The sequence below is a fragment of the Glycomyces sp. NPDC049804 genome, from assembly GCF_040674615.1.
Lineage (GTDB): Bacteria > Actinomycetota > Actinomycetes > Mycobacteriales > Micromonosporaceae > Glycomyces > Glycomyces niveus.
The window spans coordinates 1-20,232 of record NZ_JBFAMQ010000031.1; the positions used below are offsets into that span (position 1 = coordinate 1).

Here is a 20,232-nt window from a genome sequence, read left to right on the forward strand (position 1 = left end):
TGGATGCAACGCCGACCATAGCGGGAGTCCGGACATCACCAGGCCGTGTTGGTGAACGCAGCGGCAAGGACCGCCCAAGCGAGGGCGGCAACCGCGTGCACGCCGACCAGCCGCACTTCCACCCGGCAGCCACGCCTGATACGGGCGCCTGCCCCGACGCAGAAAGGAGCACCAGCCAGCGCCTCCCGCTGGCCGGACACCGTGCAGGGAAGGGGACCCCGTCCTCGAGCGAACCGTATTGGCATCGTGGTCTAGCGAGTCTTCCGCACCACCGCGATCGCCCGGTCGAAATCCTCCGCAGGCACACCTGTATTGATCGTGATCCGCAAGCGTGAGCGATGATCCGGTGTGGATGGGGGACGGAAGCAGCCGACCGCCACACCTTCTTCGGCGCATCTGGCGGCCCAAGCCGTCGCCGCGTGGGCGTCGCCGGCCGGGGGCGATAGCACTCCCGCCGCCGGGGCCGGCATCTCCAGCGCCTCGGCCGCCAGCGCGGCCCGGCGTGCGAGCTCAGTCCTCGCCGCGTCGGATTCGCGTGCGACCGCCAGGGCCGCGCTCGCACCCGCTACCACTGCGGGCGGTGGCGCTGTGTCGAAGATGAAGGTGCGGCCCGTGTCGTGGAGGTGGCGGCGCAGCGCCGCCGGGCCGGCGACGACGCCGCCCGCCGCGCCGAGCGCCTTCGAGAGGGTCGCGGTGAGGACCACGCCCGGATCGCCCGCGAGCCCGGCGGCGGCTGCGCCGCCAGCGCCGTGCGGGCCGATCGTGCCGATCGCGTGGGCTTCGTCGATGAGCAGCAGCGCGCCGTGCGCGGTCGTGAGGGCGTGGATCTCGCGCAGCGGCGCCGCGTCGCCGAGCACCGAGTACACCGACTCGACCGCGACGAGGGCCGGCCGCACCTCGCGGAGCTGGCGTTGGAGGTCGTCGAGGTCGTTGTGCGCGAACGTGTCCGAGCGGCCCCCGGCGAGGCGGGCGGCGTCGTGGAGCGACGCGTGGGCGTGCGCGTCGAGCAGGACCGGCCCGGCCAGAGCGGCCACCGCGCCGAGGTTGGCCATGTAGCCCGAGGAGTAGAGGACGGCGGTCTCGGTGCCGGTGTGCCGCGCGAAGTCGGCCTCGAACCGTTCGTGCACATCGGTGGTGCCGCGCACGAGCCGGGAGCCGCTCGCGCCGAGTCCGTGCTCGGCGAGGGCGGCCGTCGCGGCGGCGAGGACGGCCGGGTGACGGGAGAGCCCGAGGTAGTCGTTGCCGGCGAGGTCGATCGCGTCGGCGCGGGTGCGGACGTGGCGGGTGAGCCCGGCCTTGGCGCGCAGGTCCGCTTTGCGGCCCAAGCGGTGCCAGATCCCACCGGGGGCGGCGCGCGTCATGCCGTGACCTCGTCGATCGCTTCGGCGAGTGCGCTCACGAGCAGGTCGGTCTCGTCGTCGCCGAGGGTCAGCGGCGGCATGAGCACGACCGTGTCGCCGAGCGGGCGCAGCCACACGCCCCGGTCGCGGGCGGCCTGGCAGACCGCGAAACCGGTGCGGTCGCCGACTGGGGCGACCTCGACCCCGATCATCGTCCCGAGTTGGCGGATCTCGAGCACATGGTCCTTGGCGCCCAAGGGCTCCAAAAGTTTCGCGAGGCGTTCGCCGAGGCGGGCGGCCTGTCCGGTCACGTCCTGCTCCCCCATGACGCGCAGGTTCGCGAGCGCGGCGGCGCAGCACAGGGGGTTGGCGGTGTAGGTGTGGCCGTGGAAGAACGTGCGCGGCGCGGTGTCGCCGGGCCGGGTCAGGAACGCCTCGTAGACGTGCTCGGCGGCGAGGACCGCCGAGAGCGGCAGGTACCCGCCGGTGATGCCCTTGCCGCAGGTGAGGAGGTCGGGGACGACGCCGGCGTGCTCGGCGGCCCACATGCGCCCGGTACGCGCGAAGCCGGTGGCGACCTCATCGAAGATGAGGAGCGCGCCGTGGGCGTCGGCGAGTTCCCTTGCGGTGCGCAGGAACTGCGCGTCGTAGTCGAGCATGCCCGCGGCGCCTTGGATCATCGGTTCGACGATGATCGCGCACACCTGGCCGCCGTGCTCGCCCATGACGCTGCGCAGCGCTGCCTCGGCGACGGCGTTGCGGTCGGGGCCGAGGGCGCGGTCGCCGGGCGAGGGCACGCCGATCGTGTCGAGCAGCAGCGGCTTGTAGGCCTGGTGGAAGAGGTCGTGGCCGCCGACGGCGACCGCGCCGAGGGTGTCGCCGTGGTAGGCCTGGTCGAGGCGGACGAAGGTCGGCCGGGAGTGCCCGGTCTGGGTCGAGTACTGGTAGGCGATCTTGAGGGCCGCCTCGACCGCGGACGAGCCGTCCCCCGCGTAGAAGACCTTGGTGAGTTCGGGCCCGTTCCCTTTGGGGGCGAGGGCGATGAGCGCCTCGGAGAGTTCGATGCCGGGGGTGTGGGTGGTGCCGAGGAACGTGGAGTGGTCGAGCTTGGCGAGCTGAGCGGTGATGGCGGCGTTGATGTCGGGGTGCCCGTGGCCGAGGGTGGTGGTCCACAGTGAGGAGACGCCGTCGAGGTAGCGGCGGCCGTCGACGTCGACAAGCCAGGGCCCTTCGGCGCGGTCGACGACGACGGGCCGGTCGCCGCTCCAGGTGGAGTGCTGCGTGAAGGGGTGCCACACGGCGGCGGCGTCGCGGGCGGTCCATGCGGCGCTGGCGGTCATCGCTCGACTCCTTAGACGGTTCCTACAAGACGCTTTGGAGGATACCGTCAGCCACCGGTGGTCAGGCGGGGGTGCGCCGCCGTTTCCAGGGCGTGCGATTCCCTTGACGCCACCGTTATCGAACCGAGGCCGCCGCAGTCAGGCTGCGACGGGAGGCGTAGTTTTGGGCGGTCATAACGGACCCTCCGGCTCCGTCCGGGTTTTTGCACTTTGAACACAGTGGGACGCTTGACAACCACATGCGCCAGGGGCAGACTAGTGACACTTGCGGCAATCGCGGAGGATTGTCACTTACCGCCCTTCAGGTACCGGACCCATCGGCGATTCCCTGCGCCGACGCGGTCCCTGCCGCGTCATCGGCCGCAACCCCTGTGGCGGCCAGCTGCAACGGCGCAGACCGGTGCCCGAGGACGACGCTCGCGGAGCCGAGAACGAGGAAGGCCCTGTGTCGAACCAGAACCCCCCGCCGGCTCCGGCCGGGCCCGCCGACGACGCGTCCGAGTCCGACCGCAAGCCGACGTTCTCCCAGGTCTTCGGTGACCGCGAAGCCGCCGGGTTCCTCCTCGCCTACTGCCTCTCCAACGCCGGCGCGATGCTCAACCGGGTCGCCGTCACCTTCCTCGTGTGGCAGCAGACCGGCTCCTCGGCGCTCGCCGCCGCCTCCTTCGCCATCAGCTTCGCGCCCTACCTCGGCCTCGCCCAAGTCCTCGGGGCCATTGTGGACCGGTACTCGTACCGGAACGTCATGGTCGTGTGCGACGTGCTGCGCGCCGGCCTCATCGCCCTGCTGCTCATCCCCGGCCTGCCCATCGGCGTCATGATCGCGGTCGTCTTCGCCGTCGCCGCCGTCCAGCCCGCCTACAACGCCGCCCGCGTCGCGACCCTCGCCCAGATCCTCACCGGCGACGCCCTCTCGGTCGCGATCGCGCTCTCCTTCAGCGCCGCCGCGACCGCCCAGATCATCGGCTACCTCGCGGGCGGCCTGCTCGCCGCCATCGACCCGCACACCGCCCTCGCGATCAACGCCGCGCTCTTCGTCGTCAGCGCCGTCGCGATCAGCGCCCTCGTCAAGTACCGGCCCTCGGTCAACAAGCGCGAAGAGCGCCGCCACGTGCTCACCGAGACCGCCGACGGCCTGCGGATGCTGCGCGACAACAAGGTCCTGCGCACCGTGTCCTTCGGCATCTGGGGCCTGTTCGCGCTCACCGCCGTCCCCGAAGGCGTCGCGGTCCTGTGGGCGGCGCACCTCGGCGGGGACTCCAAGACGCAGGGCCTCATCATGGCCGTCGACGCCGCCGCCGCGGTCGTGGCGAGCCTCCTGTTCGCGCGGTTCGTGCGGCCCTCGGTACGCGACAGGCTCATCCGGCCGCTCGCGTTCATCGGCCCCGTGGTCCTGACGGCCGCGCTGCTCGACCCGCCGCTCGCCGGCGTGCTGCTCATCGCGATGGGCGCGGGCCTCGCCAACATGATCATGGCCCCCATGAACGCCACCCTCGCCCAGTGCATCCCCGACGGCTGGCGCGGCCGCGTCGTCGCGGCCGCCAACTCCGGGCTGCAGCTCAGCCAGGGCATCGCCATCGCCGGGATCGGCCTCATCGTCGAGTTCGGCGCGTCCGTGCCCTACGTCGTGGGCGCGTGGGGCCTCGTCGGCTTCCTCATCCAGTACCTGGTCACCCGCAACTGGCCCACCCCCGCCGAGATCCAGGCCGCCAAGGCCGCCGCCGCGCCGCCGCCCGCGGCGGCCTGAACTCCGCGGAGCCCGCCGCCGCTCCCCCTCGCCGAGAGCTAGGCTCGTCACGGCGCCTCCCGCCCGCGGCGAAGCCCGCGAGCCGCACACCCGCGGAGGCGCCGCTTGGGCCGGGAAGCAACAGGAGCACCAAACGTGGAACACGCAAAGACCGTCGAGCTGCGCGGACACCTCATCGACCAGGGCATCTTCGCCCGCGTCATGGACGACGTCCTCGAGTACTCGGGGGCCTACACGATCGACCGCTTCGACGTGGGCCGCCACCACACCGACGAGTCCTACGTCCAGCTCACCGTCTCCGCCGAGACGCCCGAACTGGTCGAACGCATCGTCATGCGCCTCCAGACGCACGGCGCGAACCCGCTCGACCCCGGCGTCGCCGTCCTCAAGCCGGCCCCGCGCGACGGGGTCTTCCCCGAGGACTTCTACTCGACCACCAACTTCGACACCCAGGTGCGGCTCAACGGCAGCTGGATGGACGTCGAGAACTCCGAAATGGACTGCGGGATCATCGTCTCCGAGGACCGCGCCACCGCCAAGACGCTCCCGGTCTCCGACGTCAAGGCCGGCGAACTGGTCGTCTGCGGCGGCGAGGGCGTCAAGGTGCTGCCGCTGCCCGAGCCCGAGCGCAAGAACCCCGAGTCCTCGAACTTCGAGTTCATGAGCGGCGGGGTCTCCTCCGAGCGGCCGCAGGCGCTCCAGGTGCGCCAGATCGCCGAGCGCATGCGCGAGGTCAAGGCCCGCGGTGAGAAGATCCTGTGGGTCGGCGGTCCCGCCATCGTCCACACTGGAGCCGGTAAGGCCCTTGAGGCGCTCATCAACGAGGGCTATGTGGACGTCATCTTCGCCGGGAACGCCCTGGCGGCGCACGACATCGAGTCAAGCCTGTTCGGCACCTCGCTCGGCGTCGACCTCGACAAGGGACACGGCGTGCCGCACGGCCACGAGCACCACATCCGGGCCATCAACAAGATCCGCACCTGCGGGTCGATCGCGGACGCCGTCGAGCAGGACGTGCTCAAGGGCGGCATCATGCACGCGATGGTCAAGAACAAGAAGGAGTTCGTGCTCGTCGGCTCGGTGCGCGACGACGGCCCGCTGCCCGACGTGCACACCGACGTGATCGAGGGCCAGCGCGCGATGCGCGCGGCGCTGCCGGGCGTGGGCTTCGCGATCATGGTCGCCACCATGCTGCACTCGATCGCGACGGGGAACCTCCTGCCCGCCAAAGTGCCGCTCGTGAGCGTGGACATCAACCCCGCGACGGTCACCAAGCTCGCGGACCGCGGTTCGGCGCAGGCGATCGGGGTCATCACCGACATCGGCCTGTTCTGCGAGCAGCTCGCCGGCGAGCTCGTGGTCGGGTACAAGCGCGACTGAGACGAGGCGAGGGAAGGGCGGTCGACCTGGTCGGCCGCCTTTCGCGTTCCCCCGTCCACAAGCCCCCACCCACCACTGGAGGGGAAAATACTGTAGGCCCAGCGTCGCGCGGGGGTCTGACAAGAACCGGGGCGCGCGGCGGCCATGTCACCCGAAAGTGGCCCGATTCGGGTGGTGTAGCGCTTTCCAAACCGCGGTGCGCCCGCTATGATCCCATTAGATCGATTCATATCGATGTCTCAATTGAATCGTTTCACCGGCACGACTCCATAGGAGCAGCAATGTCCCTCGCACCGAAGCGAAGACTCCGCACCCTCGTCGCGACGGCCGCGGCCGTCATCGCGGGCGCCGCCGGCGCCGTCGCGGTCCCGGCCCTCGACGGCGCGGCCGTAGCCCAGGCCGCGTGCGGCGCCAACTCGCCCCACGCCACGGTCACCGGTTCCAGCGGCGCCTACGTCACCCGGGAGGGCTCGACCACGGTCTACTCCGGCAGCGACTACCGCGCCGCCGTCCAAGCCGGCGTCGACACCATCTCCAGCGGCCAGCGCGTCGCCGTCATGGCCTCCGGCTCGATCGGCGCCAGCACCATCACCATTCAGAGCGGCAAGACCTTCGAGGGCTGCGGCACCATCAACGTGGGCAACCGCTCCGGGCGCGGCGCGATCGAGGCGATCAACACCACCGACGTCAACATCGCGTTCCTGAAGATGACGGGCAACCCGTACTTCGGGCTGCGGTTCTCCGGTACCAACGGCCTCAAGCTCGGCGACATCGACCTGACCCTGAGCGGCGGCCTGGGCATCCGCTTCGACCGCGACGCGGCGTGGAACTACAACGTGACGATGAACGACATCTACGTGTCGGGCGCCGGGAGCCACGCGGTCGAGACCTGGAACATCGACGGGTTCAACATCACCAGGGTGACCGCGCGGAACGTCGGCGAGTCGGGCCTGCTGATCCAGAACTCGCGCAACGGCTGGGTCGGCACGGTCGACGGAAACAACGTCGGCGCCGGCACCGGTTACGCGACCTTCCGGATGGCGAACACCAACGGCAGGACCGCGAGCGGCGGCTACGCGACCAACATCTGGGTCGACAACGTGATCTCCCGCGGCGGCGGGCGCGGCATCTTCTGCGTCTCGCAGTCCGGCGGGGTGGTCATCAAGAACGTGGACCTGGCGAGCAACGGGAACAACTCGGTGCTCATCGAGAACTGCTACAACGTCTCGATCAGGGGCGGGACCGTCAACGGCGGCGGCGAAGTGCGCCTGGCGGCGCGCACGGAGTTCCCGAACAACAAGGACATCTGGATCACGCTGCGGGTCGACAACACGTCGGTGCGCGAGTCGCCCTGCGGCGAGAACACCAACTGGACGCTGAGCGGCAACGGCGCCAGGAACATCTGCTGACAAAGCCGCAAGACGGAAGCAGGGCCGGAGCTCACCGCTCCGGCCCTGCGCACGCGTGTTTCTAGGGGACGATCTCGCGGTGGCGGGCGAGGTCGGCCGCGCCGATGACGCCGGCCTTGGAGCCGAGCTCGGCCGCGCGGACCTCGGCGACGGGCACCTGGGCCCGGTCGGCCAGGGCGGCCGTGTAGTGCTTGCGGATCGGGTCGAGGAGGAGGTCGCCCGCGTCGACGACGCCGCCGGCGATGAGGATGACGCCCGGGTCGATGAGGTTGACCAGGTCCGCGGCGGAGTTGCCGAGGTAGAAGCCGATGGAGTCGAAGGCGGCCAGGGCGACCTCGTCGCCCTGGCGGGCGGCCTCGGTGACCTGGCGGCCGGTGACCGACTCGGGGTCGCCGCCGGCGAGCTTGAGCAGGACCGCGGCCTTCTCGGGGTGCTCGGCGGCGCCTTCCTGGGCGGCGCGGGTCAGCGCCCGGCCGGAGGCGTACTGCTCGAGGCAGCCGGTGCGGCCGCAGCCGCACTGGCGGCCGTCGGGCATCACGGAGCGGGTGTGGCCGATCTCGGCGGCGACGCCGTGGGTGCCACGCAGCAGGTTGTCCTTGACGACGATGCCGCCGCCGACGCCGGTGCCGATCGTGTAGAGCACGGAGGAGCGGTGGCGCTTGGCGGCGCCGAAGCGGTGCTCGCCCCAGATGGCCACGTTGGCGTCGTTCTCGACGACGACGGGGAGGTCGATGGCCGCGGCGACCTTGTCGCGGAGCGGCTCGTCCTTCCACGAGAGGTTGGGGGCCAGCATGACCGTGGAACGGTCAGACGAGATCCAGCCGGCCGCGCCGATGCCGACGGCCTCGATCACGCGGCCTTCGCGCAGCTCGTCGACGACCGCTTTGACGGCCTGGATGACGCCGGGCGTGTCGTCCGCTGGGGTGGGGCGCCGGGTCGTGGCGAGGACGTTGCCGTTTTCGTCGACGACGCCGCCGCCGACTTTGGTGCCCCCGATGTCGACTCCGATAGTCAGACTCACTGCTGTACCCTCCAGCGGTTCACGGTTTGAGGCGTGGAATGCCGCGCGACGCTGCGGGCCACCGAGGACTTTACAACCCGATGACCTGGAGATGAAATCGGCCGTTCCGTCCTACTCGGCGAAGGTATCACCGGCCGGGAGCGGACCGGGCGGCTTGGTGACAGTCCGCAACGGGCGTTCGACGGTCCGGCCCCAGCTCCGCTAAGCTGCCCTTAGCATCATGGTCTGCCTCACAGTCCCTCTTCCGTCGGAAGTTGACCCACCGGTAACATGATCTGTGAGCCACTTTACAAAGCCGTGAACATGGCCTTTGAACGGAGCCTTCCATGCGCGAGTTCGCCGTCCCCCCCGTGGTGACTGTGCCCGACGAAGACAACACCCTCACCGCGCTGTGGGACGCGGCCGAGAACCACCCCTCCTCGATCCTCTTCATGCGCTCGTTCGACGACGGCGCGACCTGGCAGGACGTCACTTCGGTCATGTTCCGCGAGCAGGTGGTCGCCGCCGCGAAGGGCCTGGCCGCGGCCGGTATCCAGCCCGGCGACCGGGTCGCCCTCATGTCCGCCACCCGCTACGAGTGGACCCTGCTCGACTACGCGATCTGGGCCGCCGGCGCCGTCACCGTCACCATCTACGAGACCTCCTCCGCCGACCAGGCGAAGTTCATCATCGAGGACTCCGGCGCGGTCGCCGCCATCGTCGAGGACGCCGAGATGGCCGAGATGGTCGAAGGACTCGGCACCCAGGTCAAGCACGTGTGGACCATCGACGGCACGCCCGGCGCGATCGAGGCCCTGGACGCCCTCGGCGCCGACGCCGGCGTCGACATCGAGGAGCGCCGCACCTCCCGCAGGGCCGACGACCTCGCCACCATCGTCTACACCTCCGGGACCACCGGCCGCCCCAAGGGCTGCATGCTCACCCACCGCAACCTGCTGGCCGACATCCGCAACATCATCCCCGAGGTGCCCGGCGTCCTCTTCGACGGCGCCCGCATGCTGCTGTTCCTCTCCCTCGCGCACGTCCTCGCCCGCATCCTGCAGCTCGCCGGCATGGAATCGCGCACCACCATCGCCCACGCCGACCGCACCAAACTCACCGCGATCATGCCCGTGGTCAAGCCGACCACCCTCCTCGCGATCCCCCGCGTGTTCGAGAAGGTCTACGCCGGGGCGTACCAGAAGGCCGTCGACGGCGGCAAGGGCGCCATCTTCGAGAAGGCCGCGGCCTGCGCCAAGGAGTACAGCCGCGCCCTCGACAAGCCCGGCGGGCCGGGCCTCGCCCTCAAGCTGCGCCACAAGCTGTTCGACATGCTCGTCTACGGCAAGATCCGGGCCGCCATCGGCGGCGAGTGCGACTCCGCCGTCTCCGGCGGCGCCGCCCTCGGCCCCGAGCTCGGCCACTTCTTCCGCGGCATCGGCGTGACCATCTACGAGGGCTACGGCCTCACCGAGACCTCGCCCGTGCTCTCGCTCAACCTCCAGACCGCCATCAAGGTCGGCTCCATCGGCCGGCCCACCCCCGGCACCGCGCTGCGCATCGCCGAGGACGGCGAACTCCAGGCCAAGGGCCCGCAGGTCTTCCCCGGGTACTGGAACAACGACGCCGCCACCGCCGAAGTGCTCGACGCCGACGGCTGGTTCTCCACCGGCGACATCGCCGAGATCGACGACGACGGGTACGTCACCATCACCGGCCGCAAGAAGGACATCATCGTCACCGCGGGCGGCAAGAACGTCGCCCCCGGCCCGCTCGAGAAGATCCTCGACGCCCACCCGCTCATCGCCTACGCCATGGTCGTCGGCGAGGGCCGCCCCTACATCGGGTGCCTCATCTCCCTCGACGGCGAGATGCTCCGCGACTGGCTGACCAGGCACGACAAGGACCCGAAGACTCCGATCAGCGACCTCACCGAGGACCCTGAGCTCCTCGCCGAGCTCCAGGCGAAGGTCGACGAGGCCAACAAGACGGTCTCCCGCGCCGAGCAGATCAAGCAGTTCCGGGTCATGCCCGTCGAGCTGAGCGAGGACGCCGGGGAAATCACTCCGTCAGTCAAGGTCAAACGACACGTCGTCATGGAAAAATACTCAAACGAGATCAACGCGCTCTACGACACGGCGAAGGCGCGACGAAACGAGTAAGCGAGGTGCCCGCATGGGCGATGAGGCGGTGCTCGAGCGCCAGTGGCGACTGCCCGCCCTCGCGCTGCGGGGTGTGCTGTTCGCACTGGTCGCGGTCTTCGGCTGGGCTTCGGAAGGGCTCGCCGACGCCGCGACCTGGTGCGGCATACTCGCCCTCGCGGCGCTCCCCGGCGTCGTCCTCCCCCGGCACCGGCTCCTGGCCCCCGCCGGGCAGCTCGCCGAGGTCGCCGTCGTCGTGCTCGGCACCCTCGCCACCGACGGGCTCCCCGCCTGGATGCTGCCGTACCTGATCGCGCCGTTCGCCACGGCCGCGTTCGACGCCGCCGACCAGACCGGCGACGACGACGACCGGTACGCGCGGCTGCGCACCTGGGTCCCGCCCGTGCTCGTCGCGGTCGCCGCGGTCGGCCTCATCGCCCAGACCCCGCGCATCTCCGCCTACGACCGCGGCACCTACGTCACCACGGTGGCCGTCGCGCTCGCCTTCGGGCTCGCCTCCGCCGTCGGCGCCTGGTGGCTGCGCCGCTCCCGCTCCTCCGACATGCACCACTCGCAGCTGCCGTACGCCGAGGCCGCGGCCCTGCTCACGCAGCTCCGCGTCGTCGCCCGCCAACTCCCCGGATCCACACTGGACCCGGGCGGCATCGCGACCGAGATCGTCGACACCGCCTCGCGGATCCCCGGCGTCGCCCGCGCCGCCGTGCTCTCCGCGGCCTCGGGCCGGCGCCTGGTCGTGCTCGCCCAGCTCGCCGACGAACGCGTCGACTGGGAGACCTCGCCGCAGCTCAACTCGCTCCTCGCCGACGCCTGGGCCGGGCAGAAGCCCCAGGCCGGGCAGGTGCCGCTCTCGCGCTCGACCCAGGGACCCGTCGCGTCCCTGGTCATCCCGCTCGTCGCCGAAGGCCGCACCGTCGGCCTCGTCGCGATCGAATCCGACGACCCCGCCGCGTTCGGCCCCGAGGCCATCACCGCCGCCGAGGACCGCACCAAAGGCGCGGCCCTGCGGCTCGAGACCGCCCTCCTGTTCGAGGACGTGCGCTCCATGGCCACCACCGAGGAGCGCCAGCGCCTCGCCCGCGAGATCCACGACGGCATCGCCCAGGAGCTGGCGATGCTCGGCTACGGCATCGACAACGCCATGGCGGTCCTCCCGGCCGACGCCGGCGAGGCCAAGGCCGAGCTCGAGGACCTGCGGTCCGAGGTGACCCGGCTGGTGACCGAACTGCGGTTCTCCCTGTTCGAACTGCGGTCGAACGTCGATCGTCAGGGCGGACTGGCCTCCGCGATCGCGGACTATGCTCGTACTGTGGGCGCTTCCGCCGGCCTCAGGGTGCACTTGTCGCTCGACGAGGGCGGGGCGAGGCTCCCCGCCAGTACCGAAGCGGAGCTGCTGCGGATCGCACAGGAGGCGATCACGAACGCCCGCAAGCACGCCCGGGCCGAGAATCTGTGGGTGACGTGCGAGGTGGACCCGCCTTACACGCGCATCGAGGTGACCGATGACGGCCAGGGTCTCTCCGGCGAGGCTTCGGAGGGGCGCTACGGGCTGGCGATCATGAGCGAGCGGGCGGAGCGGATCCGCGGATCACTGGAGATCCGTCCGCACCAACCGCACGGGACGACGGTGGCGGTGGTGCTCAACGCGGGGGCGCGGCCGACGCCCCGGGCCGAGACCCCGCGCCCGGGCTCCGCGGCCTGGGCGGCCGCCGACCGCACTTCGAGAACTGAACAGCCGGCCCGACGGCCCGACCGCGACGACGATTTACGGCTTGCGAGCTGTGCGTCGAGTGGCCGTGGCAGCCAATGAGGAGAGAGACGAGATGAACGCTGAGGCGCAGGAGACGACCGGTCAGACGACCGTGCTCATCGTCGACGACCACGACCTGATCCGCAAGGGTCTCCGGCATGCCTTCGACCGCGACCCCGAGTTCGAGGTGGTCGGCGAGGCCGACACCGCCGCGGACGCGCTGCGGCAGGCCGCATCCCTCATGCCGTCGGTGGTCATCATGGACCTGCGCCTGCCCGACGGGTCGGGGCTCGACGCGACCCGGAAGCTGCGCAAGGCGCACCCGAACATGGGCATCGTGGTGCTGACGATGTACGCGGGCGACGACCAGCTGTTCGGCGCGCTGGACGCGGGCGCCTCGGCGTTCGTGCCGAAGTCGGCCCCGGCGAACGACGTGGTGTCGGCGGCCCGGCACGCGGCGGCGAACCCTACGGCGTTCAGCGCCGCGGACCTGGCCGAGGCGATGCAGCGGCGGCTGACCCCGACCGGCCCGCAGCTGTCGCCGCGAGAGTCGCAGGTGCTGAAGCTCCTCGCCGACGGCCTCTCGGTGGCGGGGATCGCGAAGCAGCTGTACGTCTCGGAGTCGACGGCGAAGACGCACATCTCGAAGCTGTACGAGAAGCTCGGCGCCGGCAACCGCGCCCAGGCCCTCATGACCGCCCTCAAGCTCGGCCTCCTCGAAGCCCCCGACCAGCCGAAGTTCTAGCGGGCGGCCTCGCCCGGCCGATTCGCCGCCGACGAGCGGCTGCGACCGAGTGTCGGACGGTGCGGGACCGCGGTCCCATTGCCGCGGTTGGTCGGCGGCGGATGCGGGTGGGAAGGGGCATGCCCTGCGGGCAGCGGCCCGCCGCCGCCCGATGCGCTTCCGCTCAGACGGTTTCGCCGTAGAGCATGCCCTCGAGGCGGCCGGCCTGGCGGTCCCAGGTCCATTCGCTCAGGGCCCATTCGCGACTGGCCTCGCCGAGCTTTCGCGCCAGCGAAGGGTCGGCGAGGACCTGCGAGAGGCGGAAGGTGATCTCGCCGAGGTCGCGGCCGTCGACCACCCACCCCGACCGGTCGTGCAGCACCGTGTCCGGCGCGCCGCCCGAGTCCCCGGCGATGACCGGCAGCCCGCACGCGGCCGCCTCCAGGAAGACCGCGCCGAGCCCTTCCACGTCGAGACCGCGGCGGCGGGTGCGGCACGGCATCGCGAAGACGTCTCCGGCCGCGAAGTGCGCGGCGAGTTCGTGTTCGGCGACCCCGCCGGTGAAGACGACCTGTTCATCGACGCCGTGCATGCGAGCGAGGGAGCGCAGCCGCGCCTCGTAGGGGCCCTGGCCGACGATGAGCAGCCGCACGTCCTGTCCGACCTGCTCGCGCACATGCGGCAGGGCCGCGATGAGCATGTCCTGGCCCTTGCGCGGCACGAGCCGCGAGACGCACACGATCACCGGGAGTCCGGTGAGCCCGTGGCGTTCGCGCACGCCGGAGCCGTCGACGCCGGGGTGGAACGTCTCGGTGTCGATGCCGAACGTCAACTGCTCCAACCGGGTCAGGTGTCCGGCGACCGGTGCGATGCGCCGGTGCGTGTAGTCGCCCAGGTAGGTCATGACGTCAAGCGATTCGGCGATGCGCCGCAGGGCGCCGCGGGTGCCGGGCATCATCGCCCAGCCGACCTCGTGGCCGTGGGTGAGGGCGATGGCGCGGTCGATCCCGGTGTCGTGCTTGAGCCCGGCCGCGAGCAGGCCGAGCGGGGCGGCGGCGCCGAACCAGACGCGGTCGCAGCGGTGCTCGCGGGCGAGGGCGGTGACGGCGCGGGCGACCCGGGGGGTGGGCAGCAGCATCGCGGTGCGGTCGCGGACGACGGTGAAGGGCTGGGCGGCGTCGAACTCCTCCCAGCCGGGCGAGGCGGAGGTGTAGACGACCAGGTCGTCGGAGGGCAGCCGCAGGGCCATGCCGTGCACAAAGGTCTGGATGCCGCCCCGGCGGGGCGGGAAGTCGTTCGTCACCAGCAGTGTCCTGCTCATCATGACCCCCTTCATGATCCGCCTAGTCTGACACGCGGGTCCGGACGTGCGCGGCGATCCGCCATGACCGGGGGGTGAAGACCAGCGGTCGGCAGTTCCGGCCTGTGACGGCGGTGGCACACTGGTGCCTATGTTGAGCGGCCAGGAAAGCGGCGACGAAGCCCCTGAACCGACGGCCTCCGGAGACGGGGCCGGCGCGGACGGGGGCTCCGAAGAGGACCCCTCCGAACCGGGCGCCGGGCCTTCCGACAGCGCCGTCCCCGACGGCGACGGCCCGGCGGTGTTCCTCACGGAACCGGTGCGGCGCAGGGCCGTCGAGATCGCCGCGGTGGCGATGCCCGGGCTCGGCCCGGGAAAGGTCCCGGCCCGGCTCCGCCGCTTCCTCAAGTTCAGCCCGGTCAAACGCGCGAAGCTCGCCAAGTCCGAGCTCGTCTTCGCCCTCGCCTCGGACGCGGCGTTCCGCGAGGGCCTCGCCGAGGTGCTGACCGCGACCGATTCGTCGCTCATCGCCGCGATCGCCACCGGCGGCGAGGTCTCCCCCATGGCCGACCCGGCCGAGGTCGCCGCCCTCGCCTACCTGCTGCGGCCCGAGGGCTGGCGCGAGCTCATCGCCACCGCGAGCCAGGCCGTGCCCGAAGCCGCCGAGGCCCCGGCCGCCGAGGCGGCGCCCGAGGGCGACTCGAAGCGGTTGGCGGCGTTGGAGAAAGAGAACGGAAAGCTCCGCGGGGCGCTGGCCGAGCAGCGCGCGGCGGCCGCGGCGCTGCAGGAGGAGCTGCGGCGCGCCCGCCGCGAGCTGAAGGACGCCGAGGACCGGGCCGCGAAGGCCGCCGGGGACCTCGCGGCCGACCGCGGGCGGCTCAAGCACATCGACACCGAGCGCCGATCCGAACGCCGCCGCCTTGAGTCCGAAGTGGAGTCGTTGAAGGCGCAGTTGGAGCGGGTCAGGAAGGCCGACCGGGAGCACGAGCGGCTGATGTCGGCGCGGCTGTGGCTGCTCATGGAGACCTTGTCGGGCACCGCGACCGGTCTCCGCAGGGAGCTCGGGCTCGAGCCCGTCGTCGAGCGACCCGCCGACTACATCGCCGACGAGCTGTGCGCCGAGCCCGAGGAGCGCACCGCCGAGGGCTCGCGCGGCCTCGAGCAGACCGACCCGCAGCGCCTCGACCACCTGCTGTCCCTGCCGAACCCGCACCTCATCGTCGACGGCTACAACGTCACGATCTCGGCCTGGGGCGAGACGCTCACCCTCGAGCAGCAGCGCAACCGGCTCGTGCAGGGCCTCGGCGCGGTCGCGGCCCAGACGAACGCCGAGATCACCGTCGTCTTCGACGGCGCCGACGCGATCTTCGGGGCCAAGCCGAACGCCCGCGGCGTGCGGGTCCTGTTCAGCGCCAAGGGGCAGATCGCCGACGACGTCGTGGTCGAACTGGCCCGGGTCGAGCCCGAGGGCCGGCCGGTCATCGTGGTGTCGTCGGACCAGGAAGTGGCGATGCGGGTGCGCCGCGAAGGCGCCTTCCCGGTGCCGTCGCCGCTGCTCGTCCGCTGGTTGCAGCGGAGCTGAGGCGGAGCCACTGGTTGCAGCGGAGCTGAGACGGAGCCGCTAGCGGGCGCGTTTGGTCTTGGCGGCCGGTTCGGCCTTCAGGACCACCGATCCGGCGGCGAGGTCGTGCAGGCCGCGGTGGTACGGGTGGGCCAGCGCGGTCAGGGCCGGGAGCAGGAGCGAGAGCAGGACCGCGCGGATCAGCGAGCGCAGGGGGCCGATCGGCCCGCCGTGGTCCGCCGAGACGCACGCGATGCGCATGAGCCACATGCCGAGCGTCTGGGTGCCGAAGGCCAGCAGGGCGGTGCAGTACACGGCGAAGATCACCGCGCGCAGGAGCGCCTGGCCGAAGGGGTCGGCCGTCGCGACGTCGAGCCAGTTCAGGGCTATCGCGACGACCGTGCAGGCGGTCCAGTCGATGAAGAGGGCGACGAACCTCGCGCCGAGGGTCGCCAGGTCCTGCCCGGAGCCGGTGGTTTGAGGGGTGTTCGCACCGCGTTCGCTCGTCATGGCCTGAGTCTACGGGTGAGCCCGAAAGGTGCGTTGTACACCGCCCTGAGCAGTGGTTTCGGTCAATGTGGAACAGACTGGAACAACGCAAGTAACACGCACGAAACATTTGATTTACGGTGGGGCAATTGATCGCGGTTAGCGTTTCGGCTAATAAGCTTAGGCGTCGACAGCGAGGTCGGCCAGCCCGGCGAAGCGAGCCGGCCTGAGCATTGCTGACCAGGGGACCGCTGTACGGGTCCTCCGGCACTTACCTACCGAGAGGAATACCTTCGTGTTCTCCAGCCCTGAAGAGCTCCTCGGCTACGTCCGCGACAACGACGTGAAGTTCATCGACGTCCGCTTCTGCGACCTGCCCGGCGTCATGCAGCACTTCAACGTCCCGGCCGAGTCCTTCGACAACGACCTCCTCGAGGAAGGCCTCGCTTTCGACGGCTCCTCGATCCGCGGCTTCCAGCAGATCCACGAGTCGGACATGCTCCTGCTCCCCGACGTGGCGACCGCGTTCATCGACCCCTTCCGCGAGCAGAAGACGCTCGCCCTGAACTTCTTCATCCACGACCCGTTCACCCGCGAGGCCTACAGCCGCGACCCCCGCAACGTCGCCAAGAAGGCCGAGCAGTACCTGGCCGGGTCCGGCATCGCCGACACCGCCTACTTCGGGGCCGAGGCCGAGTTCTACATCTTCGACTCGATCCGCTTCGACCAGAACGCGCACGAGGCCTACTACCACATCGACTCGGTCGAGGGCGCCTGGAACACCGGCGCCGTCGAAGAGGGCGGGAACCTCGGCTACAAGCCGCGCCACAAGGGCGGGTACTTCCCGGTCGGGCCGGTCGACCACTTCGCCGACCTGCGCGACCGCATGGTCACCAACCTCATCGAGGGCGGCCTCACCATCGAGCGCGCCCACCACGAGGTCGGCACCGCGGGCCAGTCGGAGATCAACTACCGCTTCTCGACGCTGCTGCACTCGGGCGACGACGTCCAGAAGTTCAAGTACATCATCAAGAACACCGCCACCCAGGCCGGCAAGACCGTGACCTTCATGCCCAAGCCGCTGTTCGGCGACAACGGCTCCGGCATGCACACCCACCAGTCGCTGTGGGCCAACGGCGAGCCGCTGTTCTACGACGAGACCGGTTACGCCGGCCTCTCCGACACCGCCCGCCACTACATCGGCGGCCTGCTCAAGCACGCCCCGAGCCTGCTGGCCTTCACCAACCCGTCCGTGAACTCGTACCGGCGCCTGGTGCCGGGCTTCGAGGCCCCCGTGAACCTGGTGTACTCGCAGCGCAACCGCTCCGCGTGCACCCGCATCCCGGTGACCGGGTCGAACGCCAAGGCCAAGCGCGTCGAGTTCCGCGTGCCGGACCCGTCGAGCAACCCGTACCTGGCGTTCTCGGCCATGCTCATGGCGGGCCTGGACGGCGTCAAGAACAAGATCGAGCCGCCGGCGCCGGTCGACAAGGACCTGTACGAGCTCGGCCCGGAGGAGTACGGCGACATCGCCCAGGTCCCGGGCTCGCTCGACGAGGTGCTGAACAACCTGGAGAAGGACCACGACTTCCTCACCGAGGGCGGCGTCTTCACGCCCGACCTCATCGAGACGTGGATCTCCTTCAAGCGCGAGAACGAGATCGACCCGATCCGCCTCCGCCCGACCCCGCACGAGTTCGACCTGTACTACGAGGTGTAACGAGCAGTACCGACAGGTACCGCCTACGAGGTCAGCAGGCGCGCAGCGCCTGTGAGGGGCGCGATCGGTGTGATGCACCGGTCGCGCCCCTTGAACGTTTGTTCACCGCGCCGGGAGCGAGGGATACTCGCCCGGTGCCTCCCCGCTTCTTCCCCGAACGCGACCGGGACGTCTACCGCGACGCCCTCGCCATGTCGATCGGCATCGGCATCGTCGGCGTCTCCTTCGGCGCCCTGGCCACCTCGGCCGGGCTGCCCTGGTGGATCCCGGTCGCCATGTCCTTCCTGACGTTCGCGGCCACCTCGCAGTTCGCGATGCTCGCCGTCGTGGCGGCCGGCGGCGGCGTCCTCGCCGGCCTCGCCGCGGGCGTCCTCGTCCACCTGCGGCACATCCCCTACGGTCTAGCGGTCGGCAACCTCTACTGGGACAAGTGGTGGACGCGGCTGCTCGGCACCTTCATGCTCATCGACCAGTCGACCGCGTTCGCACTCGCCGCCGGGGACGACCGGCGGCGCGCCAAGGCCGCGTACTGGATCACCACTTCGATCATGTTCGTGGCCTGGAACGTCGGCACCGTCATCGGCGTCCTCGCGGGCGGCTTCATCCCCGACCCGAACGTGTTCGGCCTCGACGCCGCGTTCCCCGCGCTCCTGCTCGCACTGGTCATGCCCGCCATGAAGGACCGCGACACGCTCTTCGCGGCCCTCGTCGGCGCCGGCGTGGCCGCCGCGACCGCCCCGTTCCTGCCCACCGGCATCCCGGTCCTGCTGGCCCTCCTCGGGCTCCTCGCGACCTGGCCGCGCCGCAAGCCGAAGGAGGACGCGGCATGACCATGACCGCCGTGCTCGCCCTCGCCGTGGGCGTCTTCCTCGTCCGCCTCGCCGGGCCGCTCATGCGCAGCCGCATCACCGTCTCCGAGCGGACCGAGACCCTGATGAAACGCGGGGCGATCGTGGTCCTCGCGGCCCTGGTCATCACCGGCGGGCTGTTCGCCGACGGCGGCTTCGCGGGCTGGGCGCTCCCTGCGGGCGTCCTCGTCGGCGGGGTCCTGGCCTGGCGCAGGGCCCCGATCCTCATCGTGGTGGTCGCCGCCGCCGCGACCACGGCGCTGCTGCGGCTCGCCGGGATCGCGTAAAGCGGCCCGCGCCCGTTCGTTTCCCCGCGGAACGGGTACTCGGAGCCGGTGTTTGCTCGGTTGACCGCTCTGGCGGGGCGCGACCTGCTGCGGGACACCGCCGCCTACAGCGTCGGCATCGCCGTGGCCGGGGCGTCGTTCGCCGCGCTCGCGACCGCCCAGGGCCTGCCGTGGTGGACCACGATGGCGATGTCGATGCTGGTGTACGCCGGGACCGCCCAGTTCGCGGCCCTCGGCGTCGCCGCCGCGGGCGGCGGGGCCGCCGCGATCATCTCGACCGGGCTCGTCCTGAACCTCCGCCACCTCCCGTACGGCATGGCCGTCGGGCACCTGTACTGGGACCGCTGGTGGACGCGGCTGCTCGGCACCCAGAACCTGCTCGACACGACCGCGGCGTTCGCGCTCGCCGAGGGCGACGACCTGCGACGGGCCAAGATCGCCTACTGGACCACCGGGATCGGGAACGCGATCGCCTGGGCGGCCGGCAACCTGGCCGGCATCGCCGCGGGCGGGCGCATCGCCGACCCGGCCGCGCTCGGCCTCGACGCCGCGCTCCCCGCGATCGTGCTGGCGCTGGTGCTGCCGTCGCTGCGGGACCGCGCCACGCTGCTCGCGGGCCTGACCGGCGCGGCGATCGCCTTGGCCGCCAGCCCGTTCCTGCCCGCCGGGATACCGGTCCTGTTGGCGCTTGCCGGGCTCGTGTTCGCACTGCCCGGCCGGGAACCGGAACCTGAGGAGGTCGAGCGGTGAGCATCTGGGTGGTCCTGGCACTGGCGGCCGGGACGTTCGCGATCCGGTACACCGGGCCGGTGCTCCGCGACCGCGTCGAGGTCTCGAAGCGGACCGAGACGTTCCTCAACCGCGCCGCGACGGTCGTGCTCGTCGCCTTGGTGGCGACCTCCGCGATCATGGTCGACGGCGCATGGGCGGGGTGGGCGCTGCCGGCCGGCGTGCTCGTCGGCGGGGTCCTGGCCTGGAAGCGGGCCTCGCTCGCGGTCGTCGTGATCGCGGCGGCGGCCACGACGGCGCTGCTGCGCCTCGCCGGGATCGCGTGAGGGGCACGTGGAAAGGGCCGCACCGAACTGAACTGGTCCCCGGATGTTGGACTGGTATTGGAAGGTTAGACCTTGAGGGCCTTGGCTCGGTATTGGACCGGGCTCAGGCCCTCAAGTCGTGTG

The 20,232-nt window shown here is 71.0% G+C and carries 17 protein-coding genes; 12 read left to right on the forward strand and 5 right to left on the reverse strand.

Annotated features, from left to right (window positions below; genetic code table 11):
• Positions 1 to 251 precede the first annotated feature (251 nt).
• Positions 252 to 1,361: an aminotransferase class I/II-fold pyridoxal phosphate-dependent enzyme gene (locus AB0K52_RS25105; RefSeq protein WP_363537103.1), complete on the reverse strand. Its 1,110-nt coding sequence runs from the start codon at positions 1,359 to 1,361 to the stop codon at positions 252 to 254.
• Positions 1,358 to 2,680, reverse strand: coding sequence for an adenosylmethionine--8-amino-7-oxononanoate transaminase (bioA, locus tag AB0K52_RS25110; protein WP_363537106.1), 1,323 nt, complete (start codon positions 2,678 to 2,680; stop codon positions 1,358 to 1,360). The genes AB0K52_RS25105 and bioA overlap by 4 nt, the downstream gene beginning before the upstream one ends.
• 445 nt (positions 2,681 to 3,125) lie before the next feature.
• Between bioA and AB0K52_RS25115 the strand changes: the two genes are divergently transcribed.
• From AB0K52_RS25115 to AB0K52_RS25125, 3 genes are all read left to right on the forward strand, one after another.
• A complete protein-coding gene (locus AB0K52_RS25115; protein ID WP_363537109.1) occupies positions 3,126 to 4,427 on the forward strand; it encodes an MFS transporter in 1,302 nt (433 codons plus the stop codon).
• Between the two features lie 135 nt (positions 4,428 to 4,562).
• Positions 4,563 to 5,807 (forward strand): TIGR00300 family protein, encoded by a 1,245-nt coding sequence (locus tag AB0K52_RS25120; protein WP_363537112.1) that lies wholly within the window; start codon positions 4,563 to 4,565, stop codon positions 5,805 to 5,807.
• Between the two features lie 281 nt (positions 5,808 to 6,088).
• On the forward strand, positions 6,089 to 7,216 hold the full coding sequence (locus AB0K52_RS25125; RefSeq protein ID WP_363537115.1) for a hypothetical protein: 1,128 nt from the start codon (positions 6,089 to 6,091) through the stop codon (positions 7,214 to 7,216).
• A 61-nt stretch (positions 7,217 to 7,277) separates the two neighbouring features.
• Here the strand turns inward: AB0K52_RS25125 and AB0K52_RS25130 are convergent, their stop codons facing one another.
• On the reverse strand, positions 7,278 to 8,237 hold the full coding sequence (locus AB0K52_RS25130; protein ID WP_363537118.1) for an ROK family glucokinase: 960 nt from the start codon (positions 8,235 to 8,237) through the stop codon (positions 7,278 to 7,280).
• 326 nt (positions 8,238 to 8,563) lie between these two features.
• Here AB0K52_RS25130 and AB0K52_RS25135 point away from each other — a divergent pair, with 326 nt between their 5' ends.
• Genes AB0K52_RS25135 through AB0K52_RS25145 form a run of 3 tightly spaced genes read left to right on the forward strand, consistent with a single transcriptional unit; the run spans position 8,564 to position 12,870 of the window.
• The gene (locus AB0K52_RS25135) at positions 8,564 to 10,378 is read left to right on the forward strand and encodes an AMP-dependent synthetase/ligase (RefSeq protein WP_363537121.1); all 1,815 of its coding nucleotides are present in this window, start codon (positions 8,564 to 8,566) and stop codon (positions 10,376 to 10,378) included.
• Positions 10,379 to 10,391: 13 nt separating this feature from the next.
• The gene (locus AB0K52_RS25140) at positions 10,392 to 12,185 is read left to right on the forward strand and encodes a GAF domain-containing sensor histidine kinase (protein ID WP_363537124.1); all 1,794 of its coding nucleotides are present in this window, start codon (positions 10,392 to 10,394) and stop codon (positions 12,183 to 12,185) included.
• 13 nt (positions 12,186 to 12,198) lie between these two features.
• A complete protein-coding gene (locus tag AB0K52_RS25145; RefSeq protein ID WP_208493911.1) occupies positions 12,199 to 12,870 on the forward strand; it encodes a response regulator transcription factor in 672 nt (223 codons plus the stop codon).
• 163 nt (positions 12,871 to 13,033) lie between these two features.
• Here AB0K52_RS25145 and AB0K52_RS25150 read toward each other — a convergent pair whose 3' ends face one another.
• A complete protein-coding gene (locus AB0K52_RS25150; RefSeq protein ID WP_363537127.1) occupies positions 13,034 to 14,170 on the reverse strand; it encodes a glycosyltransferase family 4 protein in 1,137 nt (378 codons plus the stop codon).
• Between the two features lie 130 nt (positions 14,171 to 14,300).
• On the opposite strand from AB0K52_RS25150, the gene AB0K52_RS25155 reads away from it, so the two are divergent.
• Entirely contained in the window at positions 14,301 to 15,731 is a 1,431-nt protein-coding gene (locus tag AB0K52_RS25155) for an NYN domain-containing protein (protein ID WP_363537130.1), read from the forward strand.
• 39 nt (positions 15,732 to 15,770) lie between these two features.
• Here AB0K52_RS25155 and AB0K52_RS25160 read toward each other — a convergent pair whose 3' ends face one another.
• Positions 15,771 to 16,220, reverse strand: coding sequence for an RDD family protein (locus AB0K52_RS25160; protein ID WP_363537133.1), 450 nt, complete (start codon positions 16,218 to 16,220; stop codon positions 15,771 to 15,773).
• 274 nt (positions 16,221 to 16,494) lie between these two features.
• Between AB0K52_RS25160 and glnA the strand changes: the two genes are divergently transcribed.
• The 5 genes from glnA to AB0K52_RS25185 all read left to right on the forward strand — a co-directional run bounded on the left by glnA (position 16,495) and on the right by AB0K52_RS25185 (position 20,109).
• On the forward strand, positions 16,495 to 17,919 hold the full coding sequence (gene glnA / locus AB0K52_RS25165; RefSeq protein WP_363537136.1) for a type I glutamate--ammonia ligase: 1,425 nt from the start codon (positions 16,495 to 16,497) through the stop codon (positions 17,917 to 17,919).
• Positions 17,920 to 18,053: 134 nt separating this feature from the next.
• Positions 18,054 to 18,749, forward strand: coding sequence for an AzlC family ABC transporter permease (locus AB0K52_RS25170; RefSeq protein ID WP_363537139.1), 696 nt, complete (start codon positions 18,054 to 18,056; stop codon positions 18,747 to 18,749).
• Positions 18,746 to 19,054, forward strand: coding sequence for an AzlD domain-containing protein (locus AB0K52_RS25175; protein ID WP_363537142.1), 309 nt, complete (start codon positions 18,746 to 18,748; stop codon positions 19,052 to 19,054). The genes AB0K52_RS25170 and AB0K52_RS25175 overlap by 4 nt, the downstream gene beginning before the upstream one ends.
• A 48-nt stretch (positions 19,055 to 19,102) precedes the next feature.
• Entirely contained in the window at positions 19,103 to 19,804 is a 702-nt protein-coding gene (locus AB0K52_RS25180; RefSeq protein WP_363537145.1) for an AzlC family ABC transporter permease, read from the forward strand.
• A complete protein-coding gene (locus tag AB0K52_RS25185; protein WP_363537148.1) occupies positions 19,801 to 20,109 on the forward strand; it encodes an AzlD domain-containing protein in 309 nt (102 codons plus the stop codon). The genes AB0K52_RS25180 and AB0K52_RS25185 overlap by 4 nt, the downstream gene beginning before the upstream one ends.
• Positions 20,110 to 20,232 lie beyond the last annotated feature (123 nt).